The sequence below is a fragment of the Pseudoalteromonas sp. NCIMB 1079 genome, assembly GCF_040567695.1.
GTDB classification, from domain to species: domain Bacteria; phylum Pseudomonadota; class Gammaproteobacteria; order Enterobacterales; family Alteromonadaceae; genus Pseudoalteromonas; species Pseudoalteromonas distincta.
In genome coordinates this window covers 2,443,956-2,467,746 of sequence record NZ_JBEWZA010000001.1, presented here as the reverse complement: position 1 = coordinate 2,467,746, position 23,791 = coordinate 2,443,956, and the positions used below count along the sequence as shown (strand labels likewise).

Below are 23,791 nucleotides of genomic sequence, written 5' to 3'. Positions count from 1 at the left end.
CCCATCATTGATGGGCTTTATTATATCAAAGGGCGCAAAACGCGATGAAAACAATTATAAAAGTAACACTATTTAGCTTAAGTGTATTAGCGAGTAACTTTGCAACAGCAGCGCAAAATGTAGTGCTGGTAACGCTTGATGGAGTACGCTGGCAAGAAGTATTTAATGGGGCTGATAATAGCTTAATGAATAATACTGATTTTGTTAAAAAGCCAGAGCAATTAAAGACCCAGTTTTGGGCAAAAACAGCGAATGAGCGCCAGCAATTACTAATGCCTTTTTTAACGCAAGTAGTGGCTAAAAAAGGCATTATGATTGGTGATAGAGCTAATGGCTCTACTATGTCGGTAAGTAACCCGTGGTATTTTTCATACCCTGGTTATAACGAAATACTCACCGGTGAAGTTGACGAAAATATAAATAGTAATAACAAAGTGCTCAACCCAAATAAAACTATTTTAGAGCGTTTAGATAATTTACCTGAGTTTAAAGGTAGCACAGCCTTATTTGGTAGTTGGGATGTATTCCCATACATTGTAAATACTAAGCGCAGTAACGTGTATGTAAATGCAGGTTTTATGTCAATTGAAGAGAATTTATTCACAGATGCGCCATTATTAAATGCGTTACAAAATGAAATCCCCAGTCCTTGGCATAACGTACGACTAGACAGTTTTACATATCGCTTTGCTAAAGCGTATATGTTGGCTAAAAAGCCTAAGTTGTTAGTGATAAGTTTAGGCGAAACCGATGACTTTGCGCATGATGGACATTACGATCAATACCTTAAATCGGCAAGGCAAAGTGACGCGTTTATAAAAGACTTATGGGCAACCATTCAAACTACAGCAGGTTATAAAAATAACACCACACTAATTATTACTACTGATCACGGCCGTGGCAATAATGCCAACGATTGGCAACATCACAGCTCTAAACGTGCACTTGCTGAGCTAGAGTTAGGTGAAAATACCTACCCAGAAGGAATTGTCGGCTCTGAACATATTTGGCTTGCAGCCATTGGCCCCGCAATAAAAGGTAGTGGCTTAATTAAAACTAAAAATGAGCTTAAACAAGCGCAAATAGCGGCGACCGTTTTAAAGGCGCTTGGGCAGAATCCAAATGAAATAAATTCAAATATGGCGCCTGCTATTAGCGAGATTTTAAAATGAAGAACCTATTAAAAACATTAACCCTAACTGCCTTGGCGTTGAGTTTGGTTATTAGCGCAAGTATTACTGCCGCGCCATCTAAAATTCTGTTTGGTTCGTGTGGGCATCAAGATAAAACATACCCATATTTAATGCAATTAACAAAGAGCAGGGGGATTTGTTTATATTTTTGGGTGACAATATCTACGGCGATACCAACGATATGGATGTACTTGCCGATAAGTACCAACGCTTAGGGGCAAAGCCTGGTTTTAAAACGTTAAAAGCGCAAACGCCTATTATTGCTATGTGGGATGACCACGATTATGGCCAAAACGATGCAGGTAAAGAGTATCCGCATAAAGAGCAATCACGCCAAATTATGCTTAATTTTTGGGATGAACCTGTAAACTCAGCGCGTCGCACTCGCCCTGATGGAATTTATACCTCGTACATGTATGGTGAAAATGAGCAAACCATACAAGTAATAATGCCTGATTTACGTTGGAATCGTGATGCGCTAAACCATGTAGGTGAGCTTGAATACTACACTAAACGTAAGTTAAATAACCAAGGCCCGTATAGTCCCAGTGAAGTGAAGGGCGCATCCATGCTAGGTGAAGCCCAGTGGCAATGGCTTGAACAAGAGCTTAAAAAGCCTGCTGCAATAAAATTGATTGCCTCAAGCTTACAGCTTTTACCCGATTTTACAGGTTGGGAGTCATGGGCAAACTTTCCTGAAGATAGAAACCGTTTATTTGCATTGATTAAAAAGCATAAAGTAAATGGGGTAGTGATCATCAGCGGCGATACGCACTGGGGTGAAATATCAAAGTATCAGCAAAACCTTGATTACCCATTAATTGAGATGACCAGCTCTGGCTTAACTGAAAAATGGAAAGACGTAAGCCCTAATAAACACCGAGTAGGGGATTTTGCTCATAACGTAAATTACGGTGATTTAAGCATAGACTGGCAGCAAATTGATCCCACTATTTCACTTAAATTAAAAGGCATTGATGGCCAAGTAATAATGCAAAGTGACTTTAGTTTATCAAGTATTAGCCCTTATAAATAAACTCACTACTACGCACAGTATATAAAATAGATGCTGTGCGTATAAAAATCTGTAAATTAGTTCTTAACTCTCTGATTTATTAAAGCCAATTACCCTTTTCGCTACCCCTAATATTAAAAATATCTTACACTGGTTTTATCTCAAGCAAGGACCGTATTATATGCTAAATATTATTCAATCAAACCGGATGGAAGCACTGCAAGCGCAGTTCCACCAGCTGTTAAAAGTAAACCCATTGCAAAGCCCGTTCGACAAAGAAGTCGTGCTAGTGCAATCGCCGGGTATGTCGCAGTGGTTAAAAATAGGTTTGAGCGAAAACTTAGGGGTCGCAGCGCAGGTTGATTTTCCGCTGCCATCGAGCTTTATTTGGCAGTTATATCAGCAATTACTGCCAAATGTCCCTAAAGAGTCGGCATTTAACAAGCCTAACCTTGCCTGGAAACTGTTTGCAATTTTACCAACCTGCATTGATGAACTGCTTTATTTGCCGCTAAAAACCTATTTAGAGGGCGATATTGACGGGCAAAAAACCTTTGCGCTATGCGAAAAAATAGCCGATGTGTACGACCAATATTTAATGTACCGACCGCACTGGATAGCCACATGGGATAGCGGCAAAGATGAGCTTGATGATGTAGATGTAAGCATTGCCCCGTGGCAACCTGACTTATGGCGACGCATTGTAAAACTAAGCCAAGAACTTGGGCAAAGCCAATTTCATCGCGCTAATATGCAAGGGCAATTACTTGCAGCACTTGAGACTATGGATAATAGCTTACTGCCACAACGCATTAGCTTATTTGGTATATCGGCGATTGCCAGCTCCCAGCTTGAGGTGTTTGAAGCGCTGAGTAAAAAAACCGAGGTTATATTATTCTTTTTTAATCCAAGTGAGCACTACTGGGGCGATATCATAGATGAAAAAACAGCAGCTAAAATAAGCGCTAAATACGCTAAAATGCCGCTGGTGGAAGCGCAACAAAAAAAACAAACCAATCCAGATGAAGAATACTACTTTATAGGTAATCCGTTGTTATCGTCGTGGGGTAAATTAGGTCGCGACTATTTTGAACAACTTGTACAGTTAGATGCCCGTTGGATTGACGGTTTTATTGATGTGTTTGACGACACCTTACTAGGGCAAGTACAAAGCGAGATTTATCAGCTTGCGTTTAAAGGCGAATCACTGACCGATAACAAAGAGTGGTTTATAAACGACGAAGGTAAGTTACCAATCAGTGCAACCGACACCAGCATTACGCTCAGCGATTGCCATACACCGCTTCGAGAGGTTGAGCGCCTGCACGACTACTTACTTAATTTGTTTAATCAAAACCCTGCGCTTACCCCCAAAGACATAATAGTAATGATGCCCGATGTAGGCACTTACAGCCCCTACATTGAAGCCGTATTTGGCGGGGCACAAGGCAGCCGCTTTATTCCTTATGCATTGGCCGATTTAGCCATAGAGCAAGAAAAGCCTGTCCTTAGTTCATTTGCGAGTTTAGCTAACTTACCGTTTTCGCGCTTTGGTGTGTCGGATATTCTCGATTTATTACAAGTGACGCAAATAGCCGAAAAATTTGGGCTTGAAGCGCACGAATACGAGCAAATTCAATATTGGCTTGAACGTGTAGGCGTGAAATGGGGTATAAACGCAGCGCATAAAAGCAGCTTTGATTTACCCGCTATTGATTTAAATACCTGGCAACATGGGCTCAACCGTTTACTGCTTGGCATTGCCATGCGCGACGAACAATGTCCGTTTAACGGTATTTACAGCGCTGATGAAGTAGAAGGTATGGCGCTTGATACACTCAACAAGCTCGTGCATTTTATTGATGTACTGCAAAGCTTTAAAGAGCAGTTAACGCCCGACGATACGCTCACTAATAAAGCGCATATTTTAAGCGAGCTATTAAACGCTATATACGAAAGTGAAAGCGACGACAGCTGGGATTTATTAGTACTGCAAAACGTGCTTGAAGAGTTACAAAAACACCACGACAACGGCGATTACAGTAAAGCGGTTTCGCAGCGTATTGTTAGTTACTTAGTTAAACAAGGCATTCAAGAAAAAGGCGTGGGGCAGCGGTTTTTAGTTGGGCAAGTAAACTTTTGTACGCTTATGCCCATGCGCGCAGTGCCATTTAAAGTGGTATGTATGCTGGGCTTAAATGATGCCGACTACCCGCGTAACGTACAGCCCATTGGTTTTGACTTAGTGCCTTATTCTAAAAAGCAAAAAGGTGACCGATCACGTAAATTAGATGACCGCTACTTATTTTTAGAAGCGCTACTGAGTGCCCGCGACAACCTATACATGAGTTACATTGGTCGCTCGTGTTTTGATAACCAACCGCGCATGCCATCAACGCTTGTAAGTGAGCTGTTAGAATATATTGGGCGTAGTTTTGTGTTAAACGAAAAGAGTGAAAAAACGCTGCCCGCATGCCTAATTAATCAGCAGCATTTACAGCCCTTTAATAGCCATTACTATTTAATCGATGAGCAAGCCAATACTGTGCTGAGCAACCACAGTTACAATCCAATTTGGCTGCCAAGTGAGTCAATTAAACCAGAGCCAGTTATTGCACTTGATGTGACTGTGCCAGATCAGCTAGATCTCGATGTGTTTATTAGAAGTGTGTGCAGTGCACAAGAGAGCTTTTATCAACAAACATTAGGCTTACGCCTGCCACAATTTAACGAAGTAGCAAAAGACGAAGAACCCTTTAGCCTAGATGCGCTGCGCCGTTATTTTTACCTTGATGAAATACTTAAAGCCAATATAAACGAGCAACCACTGAGTACCGAGCAAATACTGCAACGAGGTGAGTTACCTCAAGCCAATGTAGGCAGCCTCATATTTGAGAGTATGGAGCACCGAGTTGATGCGCTTGCAGGGCAAGTAAAAGAGCAGATTAAAGGCGGAAAAAGTGAGCCAATAGAAGTTGTGCTTACCATTGAAGGCACCAAAATAGAGGGCTGGCTCAATCATGTTTATTTGCAAAAACAAGTGTTTTATCGCAGCGCGAGTATTAAAGCGAAAGATTTAATTAAAGGCTTTATTTATCACCTTGCAGCGCAAAGTATGGATCAACAAGTAGAAACATTGTTACTTGGGCTTGATAAGCAAATTACCTTTGCGCCCATAAGCAAAGCCGATGCCGATGCACTATTAGCCGATTGGTTTGAGTTATATAAAGCGCTGCGCGCAGAGCCTGTGCCATTTTTTCCGGTAAGTGGTTATGAATACGTTAAAAGCGGCGGCGATATAACAAAAGCAATGAGCAAATTTAGCCCGCAATACATAGGGCGAGGCGAGGGCGAAAATCCGTATATTCGCTTAACGGTGCAATCGCTAAACGACTGCCAAGAAGAATTTATAAAATGGAGTGATAAATTGCTCACGCCTTTATTTGAACACGCAAAGGAGAGTGACCATGCAAGCGCTTAATCCTCTTACTATGCCGCTCATTGGTCAAAGTTTAATAGAAGCCAGTGCGGGTACTGGTAAAACTTATACCATTACGGGGCTGTATTTACGTTACTTACTAGGTATGCAAATAGAAGGTGAGTTAAATACGCCGCTCAGTGTTGAGCAAATTTTGGTAGTAACCTTTACCGACGCTGCCACCCAAGAAATTAAAGACCGCGTACGCAGCCGAATTATTGCTGCGCGCGACGCATTGCTTGGGCAAGACCCAAATGACGAACTCATTGAAGGCGTAATTGCTAAAATTGATGATAAGCACCGCGCCTTTGATTTACTCGATGCAGCTGCTAAATCAATGGACGAAGCGGCTATTTTTACTATTCATGGCTTTTGTCAGCGGATGCTAAAACAACATGCGTTTGAGTCGGGTGTGGCGTTTAATCTCGAATTTATTTTAGATGAGCGCGACATACTGCTCGAAACCATTAAAGATTTTTGGCGCGCGTTTGTATACCCACTTAACAAAGAACGCACCGATGCTATTTTAGATGTATTTGCCGCACCAGAGGCTTTATTCGCTCAAGTGGCGAGCATTTTAAACAAAGCTAATGCGCACATTACGCCACAAATAAAATTAGACGATGTATGGAAGGCGCGTGACGAGTACATTACACGTGTACCTGCATTTAAAAAAGCGGTGTTAGAGCAAGAGTTTATAGGTGCTATAAAAGGCTCGGGTTTAAGCGGGTCTAAAACGCCAGCACGAAAAGGCAGCCTTGGTGCGCTTGAGGCATTTTGTTTAGGCGGTGATTTGTTTTTTGAATTTGGCACTAGCAAGTATTCGTTTGAAGTGTGGAGTACAGAAAACTTAAGCGATGCAGGCAACTATAAAAAAAATCAGCCATTATTTGTGCATCCTTTACTGAGTCAGTTTGACGAGCTTGCCGCCCTTAATAACACCATAAACCAAGGGCTCAAAATAGCAGTTATACAACATGCAGCACGCTGGGTAAAAGCTGCAATAGTTAAGCGCAAGCAAGAGCAAAGCGTGATCACCCCAGATGACTTATTGACCAATTTACACAGTGCGCTTAATAACGAGCAAGGCGACGTACTAGCGCAAAAAATTGCGCAGTTATTTCCGGTTGCCATGATTGATGAATTCCAAGATACCGATCCGATTCAGTACGGTATTTTTAGTAAAATTTATGGGCAACAAAATACCACGCTTGCCATGATAGGCGACCCCAAGCAGGCTATTTATGGCTTTAGGGGCGCGGATATTTTTACATATATTGGCGCAAAAGAAGCTGTACAGACTGATCAGCAATTTACGCTGGGTACTAACTTTCGCTCAAGCACCGATATAGTCAATAGCGTTAATAGTTTATTTGCCAAACACGCTAACAGCTTTATTTATAACGACGCTATACCCTTTAACGCAGTAGCTGCTAAAGGTAAAAAAGCGGATGACTCTTTTTTAATTGATGGCAAACCCGCGACCGCATTCGAATTTAATGTATTTGTAGATGAAGCCGCCGATGAAAAAAACAAACCAACCAACAAAGGTGTAGGGCAAGCGCATTTAGCCACTCACTTTGCTAATAAAATAGTGACCCTGCTTGAAAAAGCAAAACAAGGGGATGCGTGTATTGGCAGTAACCCTGTTAGCGCTGCCGATATTTGTATATTAGTGCGCGACCGTGTTGAAGCACAAATAATGAAAAAAGCACTAGGTGATGCCAAAATAGCCAGTGTGTATTTATCGCGCGAGAGCGTTTTTAGCCAAGAGCTTAGCCATCACCTACTTAACTTTTTAACGGCGCTGCATGGTCAATATGACGAGTCATTGCTGCGCGGTGTTTTAGCTGGTCCATTATTTTGTTTAAGTTATAACGAAATATACGCACTCGCCGATGATGAAAATAAATGGCAAGACTACTTAAACTTTTTTGCACAACTTAGCCACATTTGGAACAAGCAAGGCGCTATGGCAATGCTTGAGCGCTTAATGAGCCATAACCAGCTTAGCGCTAAATGGCAAGGATTGGGATATAACGTTGAGCGTTGGCTGACTGACTTTAGGCATTTGGGCGAAATACTTCAGCAAAAACAAATAGAGCTTGAAGGCACGCTGCGTTTACTGCGATGGTTTGCACAAAAGGTAAGCCAACAAGATGGCGAAACAGTACAAGTGCGCCTAGAAAGTGACGCCAACTTAGTTAAAATTGTCACTATGCATGCCTCAAAGGGGCTTGAATACCCTTTGGTATTTATGCCGTTTGCCAGTGGCTATCGCGAAACAAAAGAAGCGCTTTATCATAATAATGGCAAGCTAGTTTACGATTTAAGTAAAGACGAAGATGCACTGCAAAAAGCAGAGCAAGAGCGCTTAGCTGAAGATTTACGCCTGCTGTATGTAGCACTTACTCGCGCTGTGCATTTTTGTGCGCTTGGTGTTTATAACATAGGGCAAGGGCAAAGTAGCCGCTTAGCAATGCAAAGTAGTGCACTTGGGCATGTTTTATTTGCAGGGCTTGAACTTGCCAGTAGCCAAACATGGCGCACGCATTTAAGTGAGTTTTGCGACGCTAATAGCGCGATGAGCTATCAGCAATTTACCTCACAAACATTATTAGAGCAGGGAATACTTTGTTTTAATAACAGTGAAAGTGCGCAGCAAACGTTAAGTGTTAATAAAGTAACGGCAAATATTGAGCGTAACTGGCGAGCAACCAGCTTTAGTGCGTTGAGCTTTAAAAAGCACAGCGACCAATTAGCCCCAGGGCGAAGTGATGAAGATCACGAAAAAGACGAGTTTGCAGTGCAAGAGGACGAAATACCATCACCTTATAGTTTTCCTAAAGGGGCAAAGCCTGGTAGCTGTTTACACGAAATATTTGAACAAATAGATTTTACTAGCCCAATAGTTCATCCAACTAATACTGAGCAAAACTTATCTGAAGTAGTTAAGCGCAGCCTTGAAAAATACCACATAGGTGAGCAATGGCGAGAAGTGGCTGAAAAGTGGGTACTTGATGTTCTTGCGTGTCCCCTAGATAACAGCTCTTTAGAAAACAGCCTTCTTTCATTAGGTGTGCTCACACCCAATGATTGCCTAGTCGAAATGGAATTTAATTTACCTCTTGATAGTTTAAGTGCACCTAAGCTAAACGAAATGCTGGTTAAACATTTTGGCTTTACGCAAAGTAAGCTTGAATTTTCACAAGTAAAAGGCCTGTTAAAAGGCTTTGTCGATTTAATATTTTGCTACCAAGGTAAATATTATATTTTAGATTATAAGTCTAATTATTTAGGTAGCACGCCAGCTGATTACGAGAGCGACATGCTTGAGCAAGCGATGAGCAGTCATCAGTATCATTTACAGTATTTAATCTATACCGTAGCACTGCATCGTTTATTAAAGCAACGCATAGTTGATTACTCAATAGAAACCCATTTAGGCGGTGTGTATTATACTTTTTTACGTGGGATGCCGGCAGGGCAAGGCGTGTACTTTAAAAAGCTAACTGTAGAACAAGTGATTATTTTAGATGGCTTATTTAGCCAAGGAGCTATGCTATGAGCGATTTAAATGAACAACCTGGCTTGTTTGACGATATAGACGAGTCACTTAATAATGAAGCAGCAGAGCCTCTTACTTCAAAAAATGTAGCACAAGATGCCCCATTAGAGGACATTGTGTTAAATAATACGATTATCGAAGTCCCGTTACTTGAGTATTTATTAGCGCAAAATCGACTACGTGTAGTTGATGTTAAACTCGCAGAATTACTGTGTGCTAATAACAAAGAGCAAACACATAATGAGCTGTTTTATATTATTTTATTACTGTGCTTATCGCAGCAAAGTCAGCATAGCTGCCTAACTTTAAATGAGGTTGATTGGAGTAATCCTTTTAACTTGCGCAATAGTGACTTTAATAAACTCGATGGCAATGTGCCCAGTACGCTAAGCCCGTTTAGTGATGATTTTAATGTACACTCAGCGCTTAGTTATTTACAAAGCCATGAAAGCGTAGGCGAAAATAAACCACTACAACTGTTTAACGAGCGACTTTATTTTGCGCGCCTTGCCGATTATGAGCAAACACTTGCAGATAGATTACTAAGTATGAGCGAGCGAAAGCTCAATATTAACAACGAAATATTGGCTGAACTTTTAAATACCTATTTTCCTGCAGATTCTGCAATTGAAACTGATTGGCAAAAAGTGGCATGTGCGATTGCCGCCACCAAAGGCTTTAGCGTGATCACGGGTGGTCCTGGCACAGGTAAAACTACCACAGTGACTAAGTTACTGGCTATTTTACAGTCACTTTATAAAACCGCGCCGCTTAGCATTAAGCTGGTGGCACCGACTGGTAAAGCCGCTGCACGTTTAAGTGAGTCTATTTTGGGCGCTAAAAATAAGCTCACAACGATTCCTGATGATATAAAAACGCTGATCCCGCAAAGCGCCCAAACTATTCATCGCTTATTGGGCGTAAAACCGTTTACTAATAAATTCAGACATAACAAAAGCAATCCGCTGCATTTAGATGTACTAATTATTGACGAAGCCAGTATGGTCGATTTATCGCTGATGGCTAAATTAATAGAAGCACTCCCTGCGCACGCGAGATTAATACTCCTAGGAGATAAAGATCAGCTTGCCTCGGTTGATACCGGCAGCGTAATGAGCGATTTATGCCAAGGTTTAATACTTGGGCAAACGCCAAGCTACTCGCAAGCACGTTGTGATGAGCTAAATAGCTTATGTTTTAATAATGAGCCTAAGCTCGTAGCGCAAAGCGTGAGTGAATTTAAACTCGCAGATTGCGTTGCCTTTTTACAGCACAGTTATCGATTTGATGCACAAAGCGGCATTGGTCAACTCGCACTTGCGGTAAACACCAACAACACCGGTATTTTAAATTATGTTGAGCAAGAAAGTACTGAAGGGCGTTTTAACGATGTGATTTTAGATTACGACTTTGTAGCAAAACCGATTGAAAAGCTTGTTAAAAGTGCAGCAAGTCATTATGCAAAGTATCTTAACTTAATTGCCCAAGGTGCAGATGTTGTACAGGTGCATGCTGCTTTTGCTAGTTATCAGCTTTTAGCTGCGGTACGAGAGGGCGATTACGGCGTGCATAGCTTAAATCAGCGAATAGAGCGCGTATTGCAACAGCAAGGTTTAATAACAGTTAGCCCTAATACTCATCATTATACAGGCATGCCCATTATGGTGAGCCAAAACGATTACCAGCTTAAGTTATTTAACGGCGATATTGGTATTTTAATGCCCGATGAAAGTAATCAGCTCAAAGCAATATTTATTGATGAGCAAGGTAATCAACGAGCATTTTCGCCAGCACGACTCCCTGCACACGATAAAGTATACGTAATGACTATTCATAAATCACAAGGTTCAGAGTTTAGTTACACCGCTATGGTACTGCCACCGCTAAAACAAGCGCGCATGGGTATTAACAGGCAATTAGTGTATACGGGAATAACCCGTGCTAAAAATACCTTTGAGCTGGTGGCAGACAAAAAAGTACTGCAACTAGCAATGAATAAAAGCGTATCAAGAGCATCTGGTTTGTATGAAAGGTTACAATTTTAAGCTTAGTTTGAATTTTTTATTAATAATTTAGCTTCAAACTGCTTGTTATTTATCGCGTTATTATAAATGTCTTCTATACTAAAGTTAATTTTATATTGAATGTATTTGGGCGTGTTGATTTTTGGTGGCTGAATTTGCAGTAGTGTGTTTGGTTTTTAGGCAAGGCAGAGCCTATGTAGTGTGGTATTCCCCATAAATAGGCGATAACGTCGTATAAATACCAAACATACGCTGCCCTTTGGGTTCTTTCTAGGGACGATTAACTCTTTGTTGCCTACATGGATGTAAGTCAGGGGCGTGAGCAGGACGCGGAAGCTTTGCTCGGTTTTTACTTAGCCCACTAGGTTACAAACCTCGCGCCGTGATTTAATCGCCCCTAGATTGAACAAATTTCAATCCACAAAGGTCAACACGCCCTAGTAAGGATATTAATGTTTTTTTCTAAAAATAAGCAAAATGAAATAGCCTCTTTAAAAGCAGAACTCTATCCGTTACAACAAGTGTGGGAAGGGCTTTACCGAGAGATGTTAGTACTGAACATTCTCTATGATGGCAGAATTTCGCACGCCAATGATAGGTTTTTAGAAAACTTAGGCTACAACGAAGACGATCTTACTAATAACTCTTTTGATGATTTTATTACTGAGTCATCTCGTCAATCTTCAGAATTTAAAAGCCTACAGCAAGCTATAAAAAAAGAAGGACATTGGGGCGGTGCATTACAAATTGCGCGCGGTGATGGTAAAGCTGAATGGTTACGTTTAATTGTACACCCGGTGAAAGGGGAGCAAGATCAGTTGCTCTATTTTTCTATATTCGGGAGTGTGCTTACAAAAACAATTACGGCTTCCCGCGAGCAAAGCGACACTATCAAAGCGATATATCGCTCTATGGCAGTAATTGAATTTGATTTAGAAGGCCATGTTTTAAAAGCAAATGAGCAGTTTTTATCAGTAATGGGTTATCAAGAAAGTGAATTAATAGGAAAACACCATCGCACATTTTGTGAAGCTTCAGAGTATAATTCCCAAGAGTATCAACAGTTTTGGGCTAAATTAAGAGAAGGACAGTTTATAGCGGAGCGCTTTAAGCGTGTTGATAAATACGGCAATGTTGTATGGTTAGAAGCGTCATATAACCCAATCTCAAATGACATGAATGAGCTTTATAAAGTAATGAAGTTTGCAACAGTTATTACAGAGCAAGTAAATCAAGAAATTGCGATATCTCAGGCTGCCGAAATTGCTTATAGCACCTCAACCCAAACTGATAAAAAAGCAGAGCAAGGCGCGAGCGTTATACAAGATACGGTTACAGTAATGACCGAGCTTGCTATTAACATGGAGCAAGCTGCAAGTGAAATTTCAGCGCTTGATCAGCAGTCGCAACAAATATCGAGTATTGTACAAAGTATTAGTAGTATTGCAGAGCAAACCAATTTATTAGCACTAAATGCCGCAATTGAAGCGGCTAGAGCTGGCGAGCAAGGGCGAGGCTTTGCTGTGGTTGCAGACGAGGTTCGATTGCTTGCATCTCGTACATCAAAAGCAACAGAAGAAATAGTAGAAGTAGTACAGCGTAACCAATCACAAACCCAAAATACGGTGGCTGTAATAGAAAAAGGTAAAGAAAAAGCAGAGCAAGGTTTAGCACTATCTAAAGAGTCGGGTGATGTGATGCAGGAAATTCAGCAAGGCGCACAAGAAGTTGTAAATGCGATTGGGCAATTTACCAGTGAACTCAAAGCTAACGGCTAGATTAGTTACGTCCTTATTCTAAAGCGGGCACCTTTACCGGTACCCGCTCAACCTAACCCCCTCAATATTACTCTCGAAACACTCCTGATAATTTTAAATTTAACAACTATTCTTTATTAACCCATTAAATAACAAGTAATAAGTTTCTTCATTCCTATAAATGATAATAAATTGTTGCATTTTTGTTCTTTGTTCCTAATACTGATGAACGCCAAGGCTGACAAGCCCTAGTATGAATACCTTAAATGATAATAAAATATTACGTACACAACATTAAGGAATTGTATGAACAACACTAAGCGCACACACACATTAATTAAACCAAGTCACCTAATTGGTGCTGGGCTTGCTATGCTAATGAGCTTTTCTGCTGCGAGTAAAGACTACAAAATTATATTAATTCACGGGTTACAAACCTCGCAAATAACAAATAAGTCGGGTAGTGATGTAATTAATGACGGTGAAACATATTGGCAATCGTACTGGAATAATCGTGCAGATGAGCGAATTGATTGGCCTGCTTATGAGCGTATTGAAGGAAAAATTGCTACCGATTGGGTGTGGCCAAAGTTAAAGCAAATTTCGCGCTCTAATTTATGCAGTGATGGCTGTGTATTTGTAACACATTCAACAGGCGACTTAGTTGCACGCCATATTATTGATAACCAAGAAAACTGGTTAGAAAACGCAGGCTTACAGCCGCTTAATATTGTTGCGACGTTTGATTTAGCAGGCGCGGGTGGTGGAAGTGAGCTTGCAGATGTAGCAGTTAGTGCTTTAACTGGTGCATCATGGAACTTTGCGGTCGATGCAGCACTCAAATGGTGGCTAGGGAGCGATGTAACCGAAGCTGTTGGTGTATTACACGATTTAAAAGTGAATAATGCCCGTAAAATATCGCCATTTCCTGATGCACGTACACCTCGTTTACGCTTTGTGGCAGATGGTAATGCGTATTTAGGTTTAACAGGTGGATTTTTAAAAGGTAATGATGATTCGGTTGTAGCATCGCACTCTTCATGTGGTGCAAGTTCGGCTGGCTCGTTTGGAAGTTGTAGCAGCAGTATTGATACAGATGGCCATTTAAAATCGCAAGGTGATGCTGTTAGTAGCTTTATGCCAAATCATTATCCAATGATGATGAGTGACAGTTATAGCCATAACGAAATACATAACGCGCAGCGTAAAGGTAATGTCACAATAGCCATGAATAACGTAAATGTTGAAGGTAATAACGTAGGGTTTAATACGTTTGATAAAACTACAGGTAGTTGGTTTTGGAAAAAACAATATCGTTATATTAAGGATTCAAATAATTTAAGTGCATCAGCACTTATTTATAATGTGATTCCATAACATAGAAGGCGTGTAGTTATACCAATCTGCATAAATCTTTGATCAATTTAACGAATTAAATTCCACTATAACGTCGTTAAAAATTTTTTATTTACGACTGCATGGATGCAGGAGGTAGAGCAATGCAGGGAGCAATTGCCGAGAACAACTAGATACAAAAATTTTTGCCTAGTTCTAGCGTAATTTTCTTAACGTTAAATAAAGCAGGTTGGTATTAAAAACTATACGCCTTATAAAAGATTGAAATATAAAAATGAAAAAATTTTATGTCGTTGCTTTAATTATTAGCACTATTTTATTCTCGCTATGGTTGACTGGTAAAAATGATGCTCATAAAGTTGCTGAGCCAATAAAACCACAGATTAAACACAGCGCGAACGCACCTGACTTATCGCCTGTAAAAGTGATCCCTATAGATGTGCCTAAAGCTAAAAAACCACAATCAAAAAAGCAAATTGCGTTTAATGAAGACCTAACAAAAGCAGCGCAGCAAGTGGTGATGCAATACGAAAGTGCACTTAAGTTTCCTCCTTATTCTCAACCTCTAAGTCCTTTAGATGAAGATCGATTAAAGCCAAATCAATTTTATCCTGTGTCGAGCCCCATAGGTGAAAGCGGCGATGCTTTAACGGTAAGTCTCAAACAATATCGTTTTGTATATCCAGAAGAAATAACAATAAAGGTAAGCGCTCAAGGGCTTGGTAAAGTGGTCGTTGAACTTGCAAATACTGATACAAAGGAAGTATTAAATACCCATACGGGCAATGCGCGTGACGGTGAGGCAATTATTACATTTGAAGAAGATGAAGATTACCCTCGTAGTTTGCAAGTGTATGTTCAGGGCGATGTTGACGGTAAAAAAGTACCCGTAGTTGCGCAAATTCAATATATGCCACCAAGTGCTACTTTAACAGGTTTTGAAATTGCTTATGCTCAAAATGAAAACATGGTTATGCCAGCTAATTTAACGGTGATAAAAAGTGGTTTGTATCGTGTTAGGGCGAATTTATATAGTGGTGATACACCACTTGCCCATTTGGTATCTAAGGAACGCTTAACACAAGGGAGCCAAACCGTAGACTTAAAAGCTCATTGGTCAGTATTACCTAAGGGCGTTACCGATATGCGCTTAAGTGACTTTGTAATAGAAAGAATGTCGCTAAGCCCAGGTGAGCGTAACAGCTTTGGGAATAGTGAAATAAGCCATTTTGATATAAACGATTTCTCGTACGACAGTTTACAGCAGTTGCCGTATCAGACTAATGCACAAGAAAAGTTAAGTTTAGAGTTTTTACAAGGCCTAGCTGAGAGTTAAAAATAGAACGCAAGGCTGAATTGGTAAATTTAAGGGGGTTGTACATAAATACAACCCCCTTAAATTTGTTAGCCTAGATATGTTAGCTTAGATTTATAGTAACTACACTTGGCGCTTCTTGTTCATCAAGCTCATTAGTAACAGGCACTTTAGGAATGTCTGGCTTATCAAGAGCTATATCGCCACCATCTATGACTTCACCGGTTTGTAAGTTTTTAAAATCAAACAAATCAGCATCAGCTAAGTGTGAAGGCACGACGTTTTGCATTGCTGTAAAAATACTCTCAATACGACCTGGATGCTCAGCATCCCATTTAGCGAGCATTGCTTTTGTATGTTTACGCTGTAGGTTTTCTTGCGAACCACATAGGTTACACGGAATAATTGGATAACCTTGTGCAAATGCGTATTGGCTTATATCGCTTTCTTTACAGTATGCAAGTGGGCGAATAACCATGTGCTCGCCGTTATCACTCATTAATTTAGCCGGCATACTTTTTAGTTTTCCACCGTAAAACATATTTAAAAACAACGTTTCAATCATGTCGTCACGATGGTGGCCAAGGGCTATTTTAGTTGCGCCTAACTCATTTGCTGTGCGGTATAAAATACCACGACGCAGTCGTGAGCAAAGTGAACAGGTTGTTTTACCTTCAGGAATAATGTCAGTAACAATGCTGTAGGTATCTTCTTCTACAATTTTGTATTCTACATTTAATTTATCAAGATACTGGGGTAAAACGTGCTCAGGAAACCCTGGTTGTTTTTGATCTAGGTTTACAACAACGAGATCAAACTTTATAGGTGCTACACGTTTTAAATGTTGAAGCATTTCAAGCATTGTGTAGCTGTCTTTGCCACCTGATAAACACACCATTATACGGTCACCTTCTTCAATCATATTGAAGTCCATAACGGCTTGACCAGTTTGGCGACGTAAACGCTTTTGTAGCTTATTTAAGTTAAATTGAGCTTTAGCTTGATCTGAGTGTGACAATTACGCCCCCTAGTAAAACAATACAGCAAAGTTATTTGCTAAAAATAAAGGGGCGTATTATACCCAAACCACCTGAATATGCGAGTTTAGGATGTAATTAAACACGGTATTTTTAGCAAGTAACAAACTGGATGTTACTAGCTAAATTTTTAATTAATCTAGTTTCTTTGCCATCGGGCTTACGTAACCATCGGGCTTAAGTGCTAGTACATCGCAGTCAAGGCTATCAATTACATGCTCTGCTGTATTACCTACTAAAGCGGCACTTAAGCCTGTACGACCAACGGTACCAATAACAACTAATTCGCTATTTAACCGCTTAGCTACATCAGGGATTACATCCTCTGGTAGGCCTTCTTCAATAAAACATTGCTCTTGGCTTAAATTAAACTCAGCAGCAAGTGCATTGGTTGATTCAATGTGGTGTTTTTTAACTGATTCGTTATAAAGTCCAGGGTTAAACTCAGGAATTTCGATTGCTATATTTATGGGCGTTGCAGGATAAGCATTAACTAAATTAAGTTTTGCGTTGGCAAGTTCACATAAAAATTGTGCGTCTTTAATTACCCGTTTATTAAGTGCTACATGTTCTTCGTTTTCACTAACCGCATTCACAGCAGCTAAAATATTACCGTTTTCTGGCCATGCCATTTCTTTAACAAACAACACCGGGGCAGGGCATTTTCGTACTAAATGCCAGTCGGTAGGGGTGAAAATAACGGATTTAAGTGCACCATGTTGATGTGTGCCTTTAATTACTAAATCGTACTTTTGATCAATTACAGTATCGATTATGGCTTCATAAGGACGGTTATGCCAAACCACTTGGGTGTCAATATTTATATCTTTGTAAGGTGAAACCAAATCGTTAAGCCATAGCTGGCGATCTTTTAGTACGGCATCACGCATTGCTTCGCGTTCATCGCCAGATAGCATCGTTGTCATTTCATAAGAGAAATCGTAAACCGTCATAAAGGCGGTAATACTTGCGCCAGATTTTTTGGCTAAGTCTATTGAACGTGATAAACCGTGTTGATCGTCTTTGGTAGGGTCAATAACCGCAATAATGCGTTTAATAGTGTTCATATGCTACTCCATTTGCCTAACGGGTGTACAATTAGTGTAACGCAAATATAAAACAGTTAAAGGGGTAGCATATAAATTGTTGTTCTAAATCAAACTATTTAATTTAGCGAGGCTTAACGATTGCTGCCGTTTTAGCTAAGGCATCGTTATCTAAAATAGTAATAAATTTACCTTCTACTTTTATTAAGTCCGCTTTTTGAAAACGGCTTAATAAACGGCTAATGGTCTCTACGGTAAGGCCTAAGTAGTTACCTATTTCACCACGAGTCATGGTAAATCTAAATTCTTTACGCGAAAAACCACGTTCACCAAAACGCTCTGATAAGTTATAAATAAAACTAGCTAAGCGTTCTTCTGCTGATTTTTTATTGAGTAATAACAGCATTTCTTGATCGTATGTAATTTCGCTGCTCATCAAGCGCATTATTTGTTGACGAAGTTTTGGTAATTTACCAGCAAGTTCGTCAAGGGTATCGAATGGTATTTCGCACACCATTGACGTTTCGAGTGCTTGCGAAAAACTCTGGTGCGCCATTTTGCTTATCGCGTCAAAGCCTACTAAGTCACCCGCTAAATGAAACCCGGTTATTTGCTCATCACCTTGCTCTGATAATGTGTACGATTTAAATGAACCTGAACGTACTGCATAAATAGCTTGTAAAGGGGCGCCTGATTCAAATAAGTAGTCGCCTTTATGGAGTGGTTTTTTTCGCTCAATAATTTCGTCTAGCTTATCCATTTCTTGGCCATTGAGAGAAAATGGCAAGCACAATTGACTAATACTGCAGTTATTACAGCTAATAGCACAATTACCTTTAGCGCGACTTTGAGAGAAATCCATAATTTAATCCGTTTAAATTTTTATACACACGACTGCAAAATAACCATAAAAGGTTAATACTGCGAATAGGTTACTGTATCAGCTTGTCAGTTGCAATTATCAATAAGTAGATACCATACCAGATTATAACACTGCCCAATACAATTCGGGTCCAAGGGTGGTTAATAATACTATTTAGTTTTTGTGCGGTAACGCCTAACGTGATCATTGCGGGGAAAGTACCCAAAGCAAAACAAAGCATCACTAAAGCACCGTCTAGGGCACTTGGGCTAGTCATCGCCCATGTAAGTGCTGAGTAAACAAGTCCACATGGAAGCCATCCCCACAAAGCACCGTAACCTAGAGCTTTAAAAGGGGAGTTAATAGGCATTAAGTATTTATTTAGCTTAACAATGTGTTGCCACACTAAGGTTTTACCAATTTTTTCTAACCATTGCAACGTAGGACCCAGGCGCATTATATACACGCCGACTAGGAGCATAAAAATAGCTGCAATGAATGAAAGTGCTAAAGAAAAAGATGTGTTTTGCCTAGCAAATTGGCTGCTAATACCAGCAACAAGTGCACCTGCTGCCATGTAGCTCAGTGCACGCCCGGTATTATAGGCAAATGAATAGGTAAATGTTTTGCGTTTATCACTTGCCAGTTGTAATGAGCTTGCAATACCGCCACACATGGCAATGCAATGACCGCTACCTATTAGCCCCATTAAAAATGCGCTGGTGTAAAGAGGATCAATCATTACTTTTGTTATGTTGCTCTTTGTCATCTTCAAACAAAATACTATGACCTTGCTTATTTAAATCAGAAAACTGCTCACTCTTTACGGCCCAAAAGAAAACGCCTATAGCAATAATGACAAACAAAATGGCAATGGGGATCAAAATGTAAATTATGCTCATAACTTTAATAGCCTTAGTGAATTACTAATCACAATAATTGAGCTGGCAGACATGCCAATAACAGCCATCCACGGAGCAACTAAGCCCAGTGCTGCCAATGGTAATATGGACGCATTATACAATAAAGACAGCGCAAGGTTTTGCTTAATAATTCGTCGGGTTTGTTTTGCCACATTGAGTAAATGATCAATTGACGCTAAATCGCTATTAAGGAGCACTACATCGGCGCTATTTTTTGATATGTCAGCACCGGTTTCCATTGCAATGGATAAATGCGCACTGGCAAATACAGGGCTGTCGTTTACGCCATCGCCGACCATTGCTACGATTTCGTTTTGTAACGCCCATTGTTCAACTGCGGTTTGTTTATCTTTTGGCGAACATCCAGACTGCACACTTTCAAGGTTGAGTTGTTTAGCTACTTTTTGCCCAGCATCTGATGCGTCACCGGTTAACATATGGCACGTTAAATTTTGCGATTGAAGTGAGCCTATAAGCTTTTTAGCATCGTTTTTTACTTTATCAATAAAGTAAAAACGTGCAACAACCTGCTTATTTATATACAAGCTTGCTTGTGCATTTGATTTTTTGCTATCAAACCAACCACTTTTACCAATTGCATAATGATTGTTTGCATCTTGTGCGCTAATCCCCAGACCTGGATGCACTTCAACGTTATCAAGAGTGTGGTGAGTAGGAGTAATTTCATCAAATGCGCTGGCTATAGGGTGTTCAGAATAACGCTCTAACATAGCTGCTATATCTAGCACTTGCGCTTTTGTGTATTGCTTATCGAGTATATCTACTTCATCTAGGCTAAATTTACCTTGAGTAAGTGTGCCTGTTTTATCAAACGCAAATAACGTAATTTGTGAGAGTGTTTCGAGCACATGCGCTTGTTTTATTAATACGCCTTTACGGGTCAAGGTTGCAACCGCGCATGTAAGTGCGGTTGGTATGGCTAAACTCAGGGCACATGGGCAGGTAGCAACTAAAACCGAAATGGTGATCCAAAATGCGTGTTCAGGGTCAATTTGGTACCAGCCAATAGCTGTAAGTGAAGCAAATATAAGCAGGCACGCTATAAACCATTGCGCAACTTTATCTGTAATTTCAACCAGTTTAGGGCGTTTAGTTAATGCGTTGTGTTGCAAGCGGATAATTTGATTTAAAAGGGTATTTTGGCCAATTTTATTAATTTTTATTTCAATAACGCCGTCGTGGTTAACGCAACCGGCGTAGACATTGTGGCCGATAAATTTTGTAACGGGTTGGTGTTCGCCCGTCATCATTGATTCATCAACCGTAGTTTTACCCTTTATAAGCTCGCCGTCGGCAGGAATTGTTTCACCCGCTTTAATGAGTACTACGTCATTAAGTTTTAGTTTTTTGGCTGCAATTATAAGTTCTTCACCACTGTCGTTAATGGTGCGGGCTGTTAATGGCAATAATTTTTGTAAGTTAGCAGTAAATTCGCTCGCTTTTAAACGCGCTCTAAATTCAAGATACTTACCTAATAAAAGTAAAAAGGTAAACATGCATACAGATTCAAAATATACTTCGCCGACTTGCATAAATGTGGCGTAACAACTTGCGCCAAACGCACCAAAAATAGCCAGCGATACGGGTAAATCCATATTGAGCTGTTTTGCTTTTAAGCCATTTATGGCGTTGGTTAAAAAGGGCAGTGCGCTATATAAAATAACCGGAGAGGCAAGTACTAAGCTGATCCATCTAAAATACTGCTCAAAATTGCTGTCCATACCTGAAAACATGCCAAAGTACATGGCAAACGCAAACATCATAACTTGCATGGTCATTAAGCCTGCAACACCTAAGCGGCGAATATAGGCTTTGGCAGTTTGTTGCTTTTGTTGAGCTTCAATATCTGATTGAAATGGGTAGGCTTTATAACCAATTTTGGCTAAGGAAGTAATAATTTCACTCAATGGGGTGCTGGTTTTATCCCATTGGATCATCGCGCGGTTGGTGGAAGTATTTACATCAACCCGTTTTACAGTCTTTAAGTTTAAGAGTTGTTTTTCGATAAGCCACGCACACGCTGCGCAGGTTATACCTTCAACACTCAACAATACCTCTGAGATATTATCGTTAGTAGCTATAAATTCGTCTTGAATGTCTTCGTTGTCATAACTTTTTATAAATGCGAGTTGCTCAGGTACCAGTTGCTCAACTTTGCCTGCGCGAACAGTTCGGTATTTATAATAATCAGTCATACCTTGATCAACAATATTTTGCGCAACTGCTTGGCAGCCAATGCAACACATTGGCTGGGCTATATCGTCAATTATAACGTTTGCGCTAAATCCGTTTGGCACACTTTCAAGGCAATGAAAGCAAGAGTGAGACATAGTAATGATTACTTATAGTTAGGAGTAACTAAAACGGTTTCAGCCGTCGGTAGAACAATGTTTTCTTTTAGTTTCCAGCTGCCATCAATTGGCTCAATAAATACAGAATATGCACCTGGCGTATACTTATCAAGTAATGCAGTAAATTCTTGATTGGCATTAGGTGTAAGTGTGGCCTCAAAGTCATGCGCTTTAATAGTACGGTGGTAAAACGATAGTTTTAAAACATGCACGTTGCTACTGTCACCTTTTGTAAACTTAAAGCTTACACGCTCGTTGGTTACATTTAATTCGCCATGTAAGTAAAGTGCTTTTGCTTTTTCAAACTTAGTCAGTTCTAAGTTTATTGCTTTGCCTTTTTTGTAGTAGTCGTCAACAACCATATCTGGGCCGTTACCTATTGCCGTAATAAATAAGCTAATACAGCCAATAATGGCAACTAACGGAAAAAAGATTAAAAACCAAGGCCAAAAATTTTTATACCACGGAGTAGGTTGCATAGTGTCTCTAAAATTAGTTTAGGAAGCGTTATTTTATAGGAATTATACGTAAAAGACTAAAAAAAAGCCTCACACTGGAGGCTTTTTTGATCTGGATTAATCTATTGAATTAAATAAATTAATTTATAAACATTTTATTAACCGCGTGATTATTTATCTTGCGATAAACTGTAAACATAAGCTGTTAATAAGTGAATTTTATCTTCACCTAAAATGTCTTTCCAAGCAGGCATTACACCGGCACGACCGTGGTTAAGTGTTTCTTCAACAGCACGTTGAGAGCCACCGTATAACCAAATGTTATCGGTCAAGTTTGGTGCGCCAAATGGTAGGTTATGTGCAACTGACCCTTTACCGTCAGCACCATGACATGCGGCGCACATAGCAAACTTAGCTTTACCTGCAGCTGCATCTTTTTGATTAACAGTACGACCAGAAAGGCTTAGCACGTGTGCTGTCATTTCTTTAACGCCTTGTTCACCTAATGCTGCGCCCCAAGGTGGCATAGCTGCTATACGACCATTAAGCAGAGTTTCTCTAATTTTGTCTGGTGTACCGCCATATAACCAATCTTTATCAGTTAGGTTAGGGAAGCCTGTTCCACCACGTGCATCAGAGCCGTGACATTGCGTACAGTTTTGTGAGAATAAACGCTGACCAATTTCGATGGCTAATTGACCATCTGTTTGTTCATGTTTGTCACCATTTTCAAGAGCAACTTGCTGCGCTGCGTCACCTTCAAACTTAGAATTAACTAAATCTAAAACCGGCACTTGTGCAAGTCGATTAAAAATAGGACCAAAGCGTTCTTGTGCAGCTTCGTACTCTTTATCAAGTTTTACAAAGCGACCTTCTTCTTTTGCTTTAATTATCGCTTCTTTAGATTCTGCTAAAGTAGTAATGCCTTGATTAGAACTAGTCCATTTACCTAAACCTTCCCAGTTACCTAAACCTGGGTAAGCTGCAAGGTAATATACTGACCAAATAAAAGTTGCGAAAAACATGTAAGTCCACCACTTTGGTAGTGGATTATTTAGCTCTTCAATGCCATCATATTCATGTCCGCAGCTTTCACCTTCAGGTACACCAGCGTAGTTTTTTAAATTCCACACGAGTAAACCAAACAAAATGAACAAACATGATAGGGTTAATACAATAACCCAAATACTCCAAAAGCTAGTCATTTCTCAGACTCCTTTTCCTCGTTAGAGAGTGTGTTGTTATGTTTTTTTTCATCTTCAAAAATGGCATTAGCAGCGCTGTCAAAACGATTTTTGCTACGTTTGCTATATGCCCATACAACAATCACAATAAACAATACTAAAATTACCAGAGTTAAAATGCCTCTGTATGTTCCGTAATCCAT

The 23,791-nt window shown here is 40.1% G+C and carries 16 protein-coding genes and 1 pseudogene; 8 read left to right on the top strand and 9 right to left on the bottom strand.

Translation table 11 applies throughout. The features are described 5' to 3' along the window. Positions 1-44 precede the first annotated feature (44 nt). The 8 genes and pseudogenes from ABX891_RS11315 (at position 45) to ABX891_RS11280 (ending at position 15,727) form a co-directional block, all read left to right on the top strand. A complete protein-coding gene (locus tag ABX891_RS11315) occupies positions 45-1,172 on the top strand; it encodes an alkaline phosphatase family protein (RefSeq protein ID WP_354629520.1) in 1,128 nt (375 codons plus the stop codon). Beyond that, positions 1,169-2,229: pseudogene (locus ABX891_RS11310) on the top strand (alkaline phosphatase D family protein). Before ABX891_RS11315 ends, ABX891_RS11310 begins: the two are co-directional and overlap by 4 nt. A 160-nt stretch (positions 2,230-2,389) precedes the next feature. Continuing rightward, complete coding sequence (gene recC / locus ABX891_RS11305; RefSeq protein ID WP_354629519.1) at positions 2,390-5,689, top strand: exodeoxyribonuclease V subunit gamma; 3,300 nt, start codon at positions 2,390-2,392, stop codon at positions 5,687-5,689. Then, positions 5,676-9,254 carry an exodeoxyribonuclease V subunit beta gene (recB, locus tag ABX891_RS11300; RefSeq protein WP_354629518.1) on the top strand — a complete coding sequence of 1,193 codons (3,579 nt, stop codon included), beginning with the start codon at positions 5,676-5,678 and terminating at the stop codon, positions 9,252-9,254. The genes recC and recB overlap by 14 nt, the downstream gene beginning before the upstream one ends. Then, complete coding sequence (recD, locus tag ABX891_RS11295) at positions 9,251-11,299, top strand: exodeoxyribonuclease V subunit alpha (protein WP_354629517.1); 2,049 nt, start codon at positions 9,251-9,253, stop codon at positions 11,297-11,299. Before recB ends, recD begins: the two co-directional genes overlap by 4 nt. A 431-nt stretch (positions 11,300-11,730) precedes the next feature. Continuing rightward, complete coding sequence (locus ABX891_RS11290; protein WP_309166551.1) at positions 11,731-13,056, top strand: methyl-accepting chemotaxis protein; 1,326 nt, start codon at positions 11,731-11,733, stop codon at positions 13,054-13,056. Between the two features lie 285 nt (positions 13,057-13,341). After that, on the top strand, positions 13,342-14,412 hold the full coding sequence (locus ABX891_RS11285) for a hypothetical protein (RefSeq protein WP_039490101.1): 1,071 nt from the start codon (positions 13,342-13,344) through the stop codon (positions 14,410-14,412). Between the two features lie 253 nt (positions 14,413-14,665). Continuing rightward, positions 14,666-15,727, top strand: coding sequence for a hypothetical protein (locus ABX891_RS11280; protein WP_354629516.1), 1,062 nt, complete (start codon positions 14,666-14,668; stop codon positions 15,725-15,727). 82 nt (positions 15,728-15,809) lie between these two features. Here the strand turns inward: ABX891_RS11280 and ttcA are convergent, their stop codons facing one another. From ttcA to ABX891_RS11235, 9 genes are all read right to left on the bottom strand, one after another. After that, on the bottom strand, positions 15,810-16,724 hold the full coding sequence (ttcA, locus tag ABX891_RS11275; RefSeq protein ID WP_002963067.1) for a tRNA 2-thiocytidine(32) synthetase TtcA: 915 nt from the start codon (positions 16,722-16,724) through the stop codon (positions 15,810-15,812). Positions 16,725-16,877: 153 nt separating this feature from the next. Then, on the bottom strand, positions 16,878-17,810 hold the full coding sequence (gene uspE / locus ABX891_RS11270; RefSeq protein ID WP_149602858.1) for a universal stress protein UspE: 933 nt from the start codon (positions 17,808-17,810) through the stop codon (positions 16,878-16,880). Positions 17,811-17,913: 103 nt separating this feature from the next. After that, positions 17,914-18,651 (bottom strand): FNR family transcription factor, encoded by a 738-nt coding sequence (locus ABX891_RS11265; protein ID WP_002963069.1) that lies wholly within the window; start codon positions 18,649-18,651, stop codon positions 17,914-17,916. Between the two features lie 70 nt (positions 18,652-18,721). Then, positions 18,722-19,393, bottom strand: coding sequence for a sulfite exporter TauE/SafE family protein (locus ABX891_RS11260; RefSeq protein ID WP_039490095.1), 672 nt, complete (start codon positions 19,391-19,393; stop codon positions 18,722-18,724). Next, on the bottom strand, positions 19,386-19,553 hold the full coding sequence (ccoS, locus tag ABX891_RS11255; RefSeq protein ID WP_002963071.1) for a cbb3-type cytochrome oxidase assembly protein CcoS: 168 nt from the start codon (positions 19,551-19,553) through the stop codon (positions 19,386-19,388). Before ccoS ends, ABX891_RS11260 begins: the two co-directional genes overlap by 8 nt. Next, positions 19,550-21,925: a heavy metal translocating P-type ATPase gene (locus tag ABX891_RS11250; protein WP_354629515.1), complete on the bottom strand. Its 2,376-nt coding sequence runs from the start codon at positions 21,923-21,925 to the stop codon at positions 19,550-19,552. Before ABX891_RS11250 ends, ccoS begins: the two co-directional genes overlap by 4 nt. A gap of 8 nt (positions 21,926-21,933) precedes the next feature. After that, on the bottom strand, positions 21,934-22,425 hold the full coding sequence (locus ABX891_RS11245) for a FixH family protein (RefSeq protein ID WP_002963075.1): 492 nt from the start codon (positions 22,423-22,425) through the stop codon (positions 21,934-21,936). A gap of 149 nt (positions 22,426-22,574) precedes the next feature. Further along, entirely contained in the window at positions 22,575-23,609 is a 1,035-nt protein-coding gene (ccoP, locus tag ABX891_RS11240) for a cytochrome-c oxidase, cbb3-type subunit III (RefSeq protein WP_165743041.1), read from the bottom strand. Then, entirely contained in the window at positions 23,606-23,791 is a 186-nt protein-coding gene (locus ABX891_RS11235) for a CcoQ/FixQ family Cbb3-type cytochrome c oxidase assembly chaperone (RefSeq protein ID WP_024597380.1), read from the bottom strand. The genes ccoP and ABX891_RS11235 overlap by 4 nt, the downstream gene beginning before the upstream one ends.

What these genes read in the sequence shown, in the direction of transcription:
- ABX891_RS11280 (WP_354629516.1), top strand. Translation starts at nt 14,666, where the DNA reads ATGAAAAAATTTTATGTCGTTGCTTTAATTATTAGCACTATTTTATTC.
- recC (WP_354629519.1), top strand. Translation starts at nt 2,390, where the DNA reads ATGCTAAATATTATTCAATCAAACCGGATGGAAGCACTGCAAGCGCAG.
- ABX891_RS11285 (WP_039490101.1), top strand. Translation starts at nt 13,342, where the DNA reads ATGAACAACACTAAGCGCACACACACATTAATTAAACCAAGTCACCTA.
- ABX891_RS11315 (WP_354629520.1), top strand. Translation starts at nt 45, where the DNA reads ATGAAAACAATTATAAAAGTAACACTATTTAGCTTAAGTGTATTAGCG.
- ABX891_RS11265 (WP_002963069.1), bottom strand. Translation starts at nt 18,651, where the DNA reads ATGGATTTCTCTCAAAGTCGCGCTAAAGGTAATTGTGCTATTAGCTGT.
- ccoP (WP_165743041.1), bottom strand. Translation starts at nt 23,609, where the DNA reads ATGACTAGCTTTTGGAGTATTTGGGTTATTGTATTAACCCTATCATGT.
- ABX891_RS11245 (WP_002963075.1), bottom strand. Translation starts at nt 22,425, where the DNA reads ATGCAACCTACTCCGTGGTATAAAAATTTTTGGCCTTGGTTTTTAATC.
- recB (WP_354629518.1), top strand. Translation starts at nt 5,676, where the DNA reads ATGCAAGCGCTTAATCCTCTTACTATGCCGCTCATTGGTCAAAGTTTA.
- ABX891_RS11235 (WP_024597380.1), bottom strand. Translation starts at nt 23,791, where the DNA reads ATGGATTACGGAACATACAGAGGCATTTTAACTCTGGTAATTTTAGTA.
- uspE (WP_149602858.1), bottom strand. Translation starts at nt 17,810, where the DNA reads ATGAACACTATTAAACGCATTATTGCGGTTATTGACCCTACCAAAGAC.
- ABX891_RS11260 (WP_039490095.1), bottom strand. Translation starts at nt 19,393, where the DNA reads ATGATTGATCCTCTTTACACCAGCGCATTTTTAATGGGGCTAATAGGT.
- ABX891_RS11290 (WP_309166551.1), top strand. Translation starts at nt 11,731, where the DNA reads ATGTTTTTTTCTAAAAATAAGCAAAATGAAATAGCCTCTTTAAAAGCA.
- ABX891_RS11250 (WP_354629515.1), bottom strand. Translation starts at nt 21,925, where the DNA reads ATGTCTCACTCTTGCTTTCATTGCCTTGAAAGTGTGCCAAACGGATTT.
- ccoS (WP_002963071.1), bottom strand. Translation starts at nt 19,553, where the DNA reads ATGAGCATAATTTACATTTTGATCCCCATTGCCATTTTGTTTGTCATT.
- recD (WP_354629517.1), top strand. Translation starts at nt 9,251, where the DNA reads ATGAGCGATTTAAATGAACAACCTGGCTTGTTTGACGATATAGACGAG.